The following is an 8372-nucleotide window of genomic DNA, read 5'->3' as shown; positions in this document are numbered from 1 at the left end:
AATGAACTGTCGTCTGACATTCCGAGGCTAACAGAGACGAACTGATCCGCTGGTATATCAATCGGACCACTGTCTCTGCATCCCACTTTAGCGAAATCGATTGGCTAACTAATGGAGACCCGGTGGATATTCATGCTGATTCGTTCGTTTCCGTTCGGGTTGAAATGCCACCGAACAGCATCTGGAACCAGCGACAGAATGAGGCTTTGGAAGCAGACGTGCAGAAACCTACCTCATAAATAAAACCGCCGCCTGTCGTATGCAAGAACGGGCGGCGGCTGGTTGCTCAGTGTTCATGCCTGAGCAATCGCCGGGAATACTACCTGAGTAAAACTCAAATACCAACCTGACGAACGGTAGGTGATTCTGAGGTTAACCACATGTCTGATTCATCGAACATTTCTTCCAGCATTCGGTTCAGTTTTTCACGATCACTTTTGCTGGCGTTGCTGTTTAAGGCGTTCGCCTGCATCGGCTTAACCTTCACTTCTGCGTCAGGGAAAATCTGGTGCACCCGTTTCGTCAGCTCTGCCAGAATAATCTCTCTGGCGCCAACCAAACCATCAACATTACGCTTGTCATAGACCAGCTCAACGAACATAAAGACCTCCGGAAACGACTGTATTTTTAAAGAGAATTTATACTGGTTATTTGTACAGTGTCAACGGTTAGGTATATAGCATTTCAGAAGAGAGCTATGGGGCATAGATGGGGCAAAAAAATTGTTTTTGAGACGGTTTGGGGCATGAGTGGGACATTTTTACTCATATGAACTTTGGTGATTTTCATATGAAGTTAATTTTATGTCATTGATAATCATAAAGAATGCACATGCTCTTGGGCGTTCTTTAGTGATTTTTAAAATTGCCGCGTCACGCAATTAAAGTGGCGGGCATACTCTTCCAGACCGTTGATCCCCAGACGCACCCACTTGGGGTGCGACCATTGCGGCAGGCCGATGTATATCATAAGGCGCGAACGATCTCGTCCACGCTACGCACACGGGCGATACGCGGGAAGATGTGGGTCATGCTGCCCTGATGCTGTTCGGCGCTGGCCGCGCTGCAGGCGTCTTCGGCGATGATCAGGCTGAAACCCAGTTCCCAGGCGTTGCGGGCAGTTGATTCTACGCCGATATTGGTGGAGATACCGCACAGCACGACAGTGTCGATACCCCGACGGCGCAGTTGCAGTTCAAGGTCGGTCCCGTAAAAAGCGCCCCACTGGCGTTTGGTCACTTCCAGATCGCTTTCGGCTTTACCCAGCGCCTGCGGGTACGTCCACCAGTTTTCCGGCAGCGGGTGCGCGGGCGTCACGGCGTCAACGGGCTGTTTAAGCGCTTCGGCATAATCGTCGGACCAGCCAACGCGAACCATCACCACCGGCGAACCGTTGGCGCGAAACGCCTCCGCCAGGCGGGCAGCGCGCGTCACGACGTCAGTGGCGGAATGCGGGCCGCCAGCGAAGGGTAAAATCCCTTCCTGCAGGTCAATGACCACCAGGGCGGTGGTTTTTGCGTTCAGTTGCAGCATGATAACTCCCGTCGAAATTCAAAATTCCGTTACACCTTAATCGCGATTGCCCGTGTGACGGACGACAATTTTTGTTATTTTTTGTGAGAATACGCAATACCCGCGTACGAAACACGCGTACAGTCTGTAGCGGACTTATCGTCAGGCGGAATTTCCAGTATAATAGCCGCCTTTTTTCATCCAGTTGTGACATACAGTTAAAGCTGCGACAAAACAGCCTGCGGCTTATTAAGGGATATCTCATGCGTACAGAATATTGCGGACAGCTCCGTCAGTCCCACGTGGGGCAGCAGGTGACTCTGTGTGGTTGGGTCAACCGTCGTCGTGATCTTGGCAGCCTGATCTTTATCGATATGCGCGATCGTGAAGGCATCGTGCAGGTCTTTTTCGACCCGGATCGTGCGGACGCATTAAAGCTGGCCTCTGAACTGCGTAATGAGTTCTGCATTCAGGTGACGGGCACCGTGCGTGCGCGTGACGAGAAAAACATCAACAGCGAGATGGCCACCGGCGAGATTGAAGTGCTGGCCTCCGATCTGACTATCATCAACCGCGCAGAATCGCTGCCGCTTGATTCAAACCACGTCAACACAGAAGAAGCGCGTCTGAAGTACCGTTATCTGGATCTGCGCCGTCCGGAAATGGCGCAGCGTCTGAAGACCCGCGCGAAAATCACCAGTCTGGTGCGCCGCTTTATGGACGATCACGGCTTCCTCGACATTGAGACGCCGATGCTGACCAAAGCCACACCGGAAGGCGCGCGCGACTACCTGGTCCCGTCCCGCGTGCATAAAGGCAAATTCTACGCGCTGCCGCAGTCGCCGCAGCTGTTTAAGCAGTTGCTGATGATGTCCGGCTTTGACCGCTATTACCAGATCGTGAAATGCTTCCGTGACGAAGACCTGCGCGCTGACCGTCAGCCGGAATTTACCCAGATCGATGTGGAAACCTCCTTCATGACCGCCGAACAGGTGCGTGAAGTGATGGAAGCATTGGTACGTAGCCTGTGGCTGGACGTGAAAGGCGTGGATCTGGGCGATTTCCCCATTATGACCTTTGCGGAAGCCGAGCGCCGTTACGGTTCCGACAAGCCGGATCTGCGCAACCCGATGGAGCTGGTGGACGTTGCCGATCTGCTGAAGTCCGTCGAATTCGCGGTATTCTCCGGCCCGGCGAACGATCCGAAAGGGCGCGTAGCCGCGCTGCGCGTACCCGGCGGCGCGGCGCTGAGCCGTAAGCAGATCGACGACTACGGTAACTTCATCAAGATCTACGGCGCAAAAGGTCTGGCCTACATTAAGGTCAATGAGCGCGCGAAGGGACTTGAAGGCATCAACAGCCCGGTCGCGAAATTCCTCAACGCGGAAATTGTTGACGCGATCCTCGAGCGCACCGCCGCCCAGGATGGCGATATGATCTTCTTCGGCGCGGACAACAAGAAAGTGGTGGCCGATGCGCTGGGCGCGCTGCGTCTGAAGCTGGGTAAAGATCTGAATCTCACCGACGAAAGCAAGTGGGCGCCGCTGTGGGTGATCGACTTCCCGATGTTTGAAGACGACGGTGAAGGCGGTCTGACCGCAATGCACCACCCGTTCACCTCGCCGAAAGACATGTCCGCCGCTGAGCTAAAAGCCGCGCCGGAAAATGCGGTCGCCAATGCCTACGACATGGTCATTAACGGTTACGAAGTGGGCGGCGGTTCCGTACGTATTCATAACGGTGAAATGCAGCAGACCGTGTTTGGCATTCTGGGGATTAACGAACAGGAACAGCGTGAGAAGTTCGGCTTCCTGCTGGATGCGCTGAAATACGGCACGCCGCCACATGCGGGTCTGGCATTTGGTCTGGATCGTTTGACCATGCTGCTGACCGGTACCGATAATATTCGTGACGTTATTGCCTTCCCGAAAACGACCGCCGCAGCCTGTCTGATGACCGAAGCGCCGAGCTTCGCGAACCCGGCAGCGCTGGCTGAGCTGGGTATCGACGTGGTCAAAAAGGCTGAGAAAAACTGATATGGCATACAAACAGCCTGTCTCGGTGTTAGTCGTGATCTATGCAAAAGACACCGGGAAAGTGCTGATGTTGCAGCGACGCGACGACCCGGATTTCTGGCAGTCGGTAACCGGAAGCCTTGAAGACGGTGAAACCGCGTCGCAAGCCGCCGTGCGTGAAGTAAAGGAAGAGGTCGCCATTGACGTTGCCGCTGAGCAACTGACCTTAATCGACTGTCAGCGCACGGTGGAGTTTGAGATTTTTTCACATTTACGTCATCGCTATGCGCCGGGCGTGGCGCGCAATACAGAATCCTGGTTCTGCCTTGCGTTGCCGCATGAGCGGCAGATTGTGTTCACCGAACACCTGACCTACCAGTGGCTTGATGCGCCCGCGGCGGCGGCGCTCACCAAGTCGTGGAGCAACCGGCAGGCGATTGAAGAATTTGTAATTAACATCGCCTGAAAAGGCATGCTTTTTGAGGAAATATTTATGGCAGGTCATAGTAAATGGGCCAACACCAGACATCGTAAAGCGGCGCAGGATGCTAAGCGCGGTAAAATCTTCACCAAAATCATTCGTGAACTGGTGACGGCTGCCAAACTGGGCGGTGGCGATCCGGACGCTAACCCACGTCTGCGCGCAGCGGTTGATAAAGCGCTGTCCAATAACATGACCCGTGACACCCTGAACCGCGCGATTGCCCGCGGTGTGGGCGGTGATGATGATGCCAACATGGAAACCATCATCTATGAAGGTTACGGTCCTGGCGGTACGGCAATCATGGTGGAATGCCTGTCTGACAACCGTAACCGTACTGTTGCGGAAGTGCGTCATGCGTTCAGCAAATGCGGCGGTAACCTGGGTACCGACGGTTCCGTGGCCTATCTGTTCAGCAAAAAAGGCGTGATCTCCTTTGAGCAGGGCGATGAAGACACCATTATGGAAGCGGCGCTGGAAGCGGGTGCGGAAGATGTGGTGACCTTCGACGACGGCGCGATTGACGTCTACACCGCGTGGGAAGATATGGGTAAAGTGCGTGACGCGCTGGAAGCCGCAGGTCTGAAAGCGGACAGCGCGGAAGTGTCTATGATCCCGTCAACCAAAGCGGACATGGACGCGGAAACCGCGCCAAAACTGCTGCGTCTGATCGACATGCTTGAAGATTGTGACGACGTGCAGGAAGTTTACCACAACGGTGAAATCTCTGATGAGGTTGCAGCTACCTTAGAATGATGTGGCTTAATCCCGTTACCACCGGAGGCGCGTGATGTCCATCATACTGGGTATTGACCCGGGCTCTCGCGTGACCGGCTATGGCGTAATTCGCCAGGTCGGCAGACAGCTGACCTATCTCGGTAGCGGCTGCATCCGTACGAAAGTGGACGACCTTCCGTCGCGCCTGAAGCTGATATACGCGGGCGTGACGGAAATCATCACCCAGTTTCAGCCAGACTACTTCGCTATTGAACAGGTGTTTATGGCGAAGAATGCGGACTCCGCGCTCAAGCTGGGGCAGGCGCGCGGCGTGGCGATTGTCGCAGCGGTCAACCAGGAGCTGCCGGTGTTTGAATATGCGGCGCGCCAGGTGAAGCAGACCGTGGTGGGCATCGGTAGCGCTGAGAAAAGCCAGGTGCAGCATATGGTGCGCACCTTGCTGAAACTCCCGGCCAATCCACAGGCTGATGCGGCGGATGCGCTGGCAATTGCCATCACTCACTGCCACGTCAGTCAGAATGCGATGCAAATGAGCGAGTCGCGTCTCAATCTTGCGCGAGGTCGCTTGCGATAATGACAAATGAGGCTGGATATCTATCCAGCCTTTTTTTATGATACAGCTTTATTTTTCGGCCCCAACGCAGGAGCGTAATGTGATAGGCAGACTCAGAGGCATTATTCTGGAAAAACAACCCCCGCTGGTGTTGCTTGAAGTGGGCGGCGTCGGTTACGAAGTGCATATGCCGATGACCTGTTTTTATGAGCTCCCGGAATCCGGAAAAGAAGCGACGGTCTTTACCCATTTTGTGGTGCGCGAAGACGCGCAACTGCTGTACGGTTTCAACAACAAGCAAGAGCGTACTCTGTTCAAAGAGTTGATTAAAACCAACGGCGTGGGGCCAAAACTGGCGCTGGCAATTCTCTCCGGGATGTCCGCACAGCAGTTCGTTAACGCCGTCGAGCGTGAAGATCCCGCCGCGCTGGTGAAGCTGCCCGGCATTGGCAAAAAAACCGCCGAACGCCTGATCGTCGAAATGAAGGACCGTTTCAAAGGTCTGCACGGCGATCTGTTTACCCCTGCGGCCGATCTGGTGCTGACCTCTCCGGCCAGCCCGGCGGTGGAAGACGCCGAGCAGGAAGCGGTTGCGGCGCTGGTGGCGCTGGGCTATAAACCTCAGGAAGCCAGCCGTATGGTGAGTAAAGTCGCTCGCCCGGACGCCAGCAGTGAAACACTGATCCGCGAAGCCCTGCGCGCCGCGTTATGAGGTAAAGGATGATAGAAGCAGATCGCCTGATTTCGGCAGGCGCCACCATTGCAGAAGAGGTGGCCGATCGTGCCATTCGCCCGAAATTACTGGATGAATATATTGGTCAACCGCAGGTGCGTTCGCAAATGGAGATATTTATCCAGGCGGCGAAACTGCGCGGCGACGCGCTTGACCATCTGCTGATTTTTGGACCGCCGGGGCTTGGCAAAACCACGCTTGCGAATATCGTGGCAAACGAAATGGGCGTGAACCTGCGTACCACATCAGGCCCGGTGTTGGAGAAAGCCGGTGACCTGGCGGCGATGCTCACCAACCTGGAACCGCATGACGTGCTGTTTATCGATGAGATCCATCGACTGTCGCCAGTGGTGGAAGAGGTGCTGTACCCGGCGATGGAAGACTATCAGCTGGACATTATGATCGGTGAAGGACCTGCAGCGCGCTCTATCAAAATCGATTTACCGCCGTTTACGCTGATTGGCGCGACGACCCGCGCCGGATCGTTGACTTCGCCGCTGCGCGACCGCTTTGGTATCGTCCAGCGCCTTGAGTTTTATCAGGTGCCCGATCTTCAGCATATTGTGGGCCGCAGCGCTCGCTTTATGGGGCTTGAGATGAGCGATGACGGGGCGCTGGAAGTCGCGCGACGCGCGCGCGGTACGCCGCGTATTGCCAACCGCTTGCTCAGACGCGTCCGTGATTTCGCCGAAGTGAAGCATGATGGCACGATTTCAGCGGATATTGCCGCCCAGGCGCTGGACATGCTGAATGTCGATGCGGAAGGGTTTGATTATATGGACCGCAAGCTGTTGCTGGCGGTGATTGATAAGTTCTTTGGCGGTCCGGTCGGGCTCGATAACCTGGCGGCGGCAATCGGTGAAGAGCGCGAAACCATTGAAGATGTGCTGGAGCCGTATTTAATTCAGCAGGGCTTTTTGCAACGTACGCCACGCGGAAGAATGGCGACGGTGCGGGCCTGGAACCATTTTGGTATCACCCCGCCGGAAATGCCTTAAATCTGCTGAGTGACGCCTGATGAATATCATCGGGCGTTTTATTTTTCAGGGCCAGGTGTGGCCGCTCATGGTTATAAATTGCCACGGATTCTTTCACCATTTTCCGGGCTTGTATGAGATCTGCAGGGCGCGAGAGTAAAAACTCATTTTTCAGGATCCCATTTATTCTCTCAGCCAGTGCATTCTGGTGGCAGTCATAACCATCGGTCATTGAACAGGTTATTCCGTTTCGCTCATGGACTGACTGATAAAGCGCTGAGCAGTATTGCTGCCCTCTGTCAGAGTGATGTACCAGTGGACCCACTGTTTTTCTCCGCTTCAGTGCCTGCCTCAACGCCTTTACCACATTTTCTGTATGCAGATTTTCTCTAACATGGTAGCTCATGATTTTTCTGAAGAAGGCATCCGTAGCCAGACTCAGATAGACTGTGCCACTGCGCAGTGGAAGGGAGGTAATATCGGCAACCCAGACCTGCTCCGGTTCAAGGGCGGTTACCTGCTCAGGACCGGCTTTTTGCATAACGGTTATTCTGGAAGCCGGACTTTGCGTGAGGATTTCCGGGTCGTTTTTTTATGATACTTATCCATAATCATTTTTCAGGGCATTGATGACCGACTCAAAAAACGTAGCTTTCTGGTTGGCCAGTCCAGGCTGTTTTTCAAGTTTTCTGATTCTTGCTCGGGTGTAAGTGGGATAGTCGTCTGAGCCACAGGCAGTTCCTCTTCACCAGGTCAGGAAGAACGGGATATCAACATGTTGAGGGGTAATTCCACCTCAGCAGGCTCACCGTCAGTTTTGGGAACATAAGAAATATTTATGCGTTCTTTGGGCGCCACGCTACCGTTGTAATCTTTGCTCATAAAACTCATCCATCAGGTTATGTTGTGTTCTGCATCTCCGTACAGACTATGGAATGCCGTGCGATAAAAAAATCTGGTAAACATTTTACGCGCAGAATTTTTTTTGAGAAGCACTTTTTTCAAATGAAATTCAGGAGTATTCTTTTTTTGTTGTTATTTTTAAGATGATTCCTTTTTTCATAAGAAATAACTCAAAAGAGATTTTGATGAACCCTATTTTATTTGTAGCGCATTGATTTATATATATTTTTTATTTTATGTTATACGTGAGGTAAATGTTGTTTGTATGAATTCATACATCGTAATTATCTTTATAAAAAGGTAAGGTGATGGGTGGCGTGAATAATAATTGAAGTGATGAATATAATATTTATTCGTGGATAAGCTATCGTCCTTTTTTTACAGGAATGAATGCTGATATATCACCATATGGATATATGAGCATTTGATTCAGCCATCAGGTGAATGCTTTTTAGCCTCTG

The 8372-nt window shown here is 53.0% G+C and carries 8 protein-coding genes and 3 pseudogenes; 6 read left to right on the top strand and 5 right to left on the bottom strand.

The genetic code is table 11. The features are described from left to right. Window positions 1-334 precede the first annotated feature (334 nt). From OOJ60_RS24015 to OOJ60_RS24005, 3 genes and pseudogenes are all read right to left on the bottom strand, one after another. The gene (locus OOJ60_RS24015) at window positions 335-601 is read right to left on the bottom strand and encodes a DinI family protein (RefSeq protein ID WP_045339380.1); all 267 of its coding nucleotides are present in this window, start codon (window positions 599-601) and stop codon (window positions 335-337) included. A 272-nt stretch (window positions 602-873) separates the two neighbouring features. After that, window positions 874-969: pseudogene (locus tag OOJ60_RS24010) on the bottom strand (DUF72 domain-containing protein); the annotation flags it as partial. Further along, a complete protein-coding gene (locus tag OOJ60_RS24005; RefSeq protein ID WP_060571374.1) occupies window positions 966-1532 on the bottom strand; it encodes a hydrolase in 567 nt (188 codons plus the stop codon). The pseudogene OOJ60_RS24010 and the gene OOJ60_RS24005, both read right to left, overlap by 4 nt. 242 nt (window positions 1533-1774) lie before the next feature. Here OOJ60_RS24005 and aspS point away from each other — a divergent pair, with 242 nt between their 5' ends. The 6 genes from aspS (at window position 1775) to ruvB (ending at window position 7029) form a co-directional block, all read left to right on the top strand. Continuing rightward, the gene (aspS, locus tag OOJ60_RS24000) at window positions 1775-3547 is read left to right on the top strand and encodes an aspartate--tRNA ligase (protein ID WP_181823027.1); all 1773 of its coding nucleotides are present in this window, start codon (window positions 1775-1777) and stop codon (window positions 3545-3547) included. Window position 3548: 1 nt separating this feature from the next. Continuing rightward, window positions 3549-3992 (top strand): dihydroneopterin triphosphate diphosphatase, encoded by a 444-nt coding sequence (nudB, locus tag OOJ60_RS23995; protein WP_042283858.1) that lies wholly within the window; start codon window positions 3549-3551, stop codon window positions 3990-3992. 27 nt (window positions 3993-4019) lie between these two features. Beyond that, on the top strand, window positions 4020-4763 hold the full coding sequence (locus OOJ60_RS23990) for a YebC/PmpR family DNA-binding transcriptional regulator (protein ID WP_042283855.1): 744 nt from the start codon (window positions 4020-4022) through the stop codon (window positions 4761-4763). A 34-nt stretch (window positions 4764-4797) separates the two neighbouring features. Beyond that, window positions 4798-5319 (top strand): crossover junction endodeoxyribonuclease RuvC, encoded by a 522-nt coding sequence (gene ruvC / locus OOJ60_RS23985; protein ID WP_000022514.1) that lies wholly within the window; start codon window positions 4798-4800, stop codon window positions 5317-5319. A gap of 79 nt (window positions 5320-5398) precedes the next feature. After that, window positions 5399-6010 (top strand): Holliday junction branch migration protein RuvA, encoded by a 612-nt coding sequence (gene ruvA, locus OOJ60_RS23980; RefSeq protein ID WP_042284736.1) that lies wholly within the window; start codon window positions 5399-5401, stop codon window positions 6008-6010. 8 nt (window positions 6011-6018) lie between these two features. Continuing rightward, window positions 6019-7029, top strand: a complete 1011-nt coding sequence (gene ruvB, locus OOJ60_RS23975; protein ID WP_042283850.1) for a Holliday junction branch migration DNA helicase RuvB — start codon at window positions 6019-6021, stop codon at window positions 7027-7029. On the opposite strand, the pseudogene OOJ60_RS23970 reads toward ruvB, so the two are convergent. Continuing rightward, a pseudogene (locus OOJ60_RS23970) lies at window positions 7007-7543 on the bottom strand (IS3 family transposase); the annotation flags it as partial. The gene ruvB and the pseudogene OOJ60_RS23970 overlap by 23 nt on opposite strands. A 233-nt stretch (window positions 7544-7776) precedes the next feature. Continuing rightward, window positions 7777-7890 (bottom strand): annotated as a pseudogene (locus tag OOJ60_RS23965) (type VI secretion system contractile sheath small subunit); the annotation flags it as partial. Between the last annotated feature and the right edge of the window lie 482 nt (window positions 7891-8372).

The organism is Citrobacter sp. R4 (assembly GCF_026719175.1).
GTDB lineage: Bacteria > Pseudomonadota > Gammaproteobacteria > Enterobacterales > Enterobacteriaceae > Citrobacter_A > Citrobacter_A sedlakii.
The sequence above is the reverse complement of the archived record's forward strand: the minus strand, read 5'-3'. Positions and strand labels throughout refer to the sequence as shown.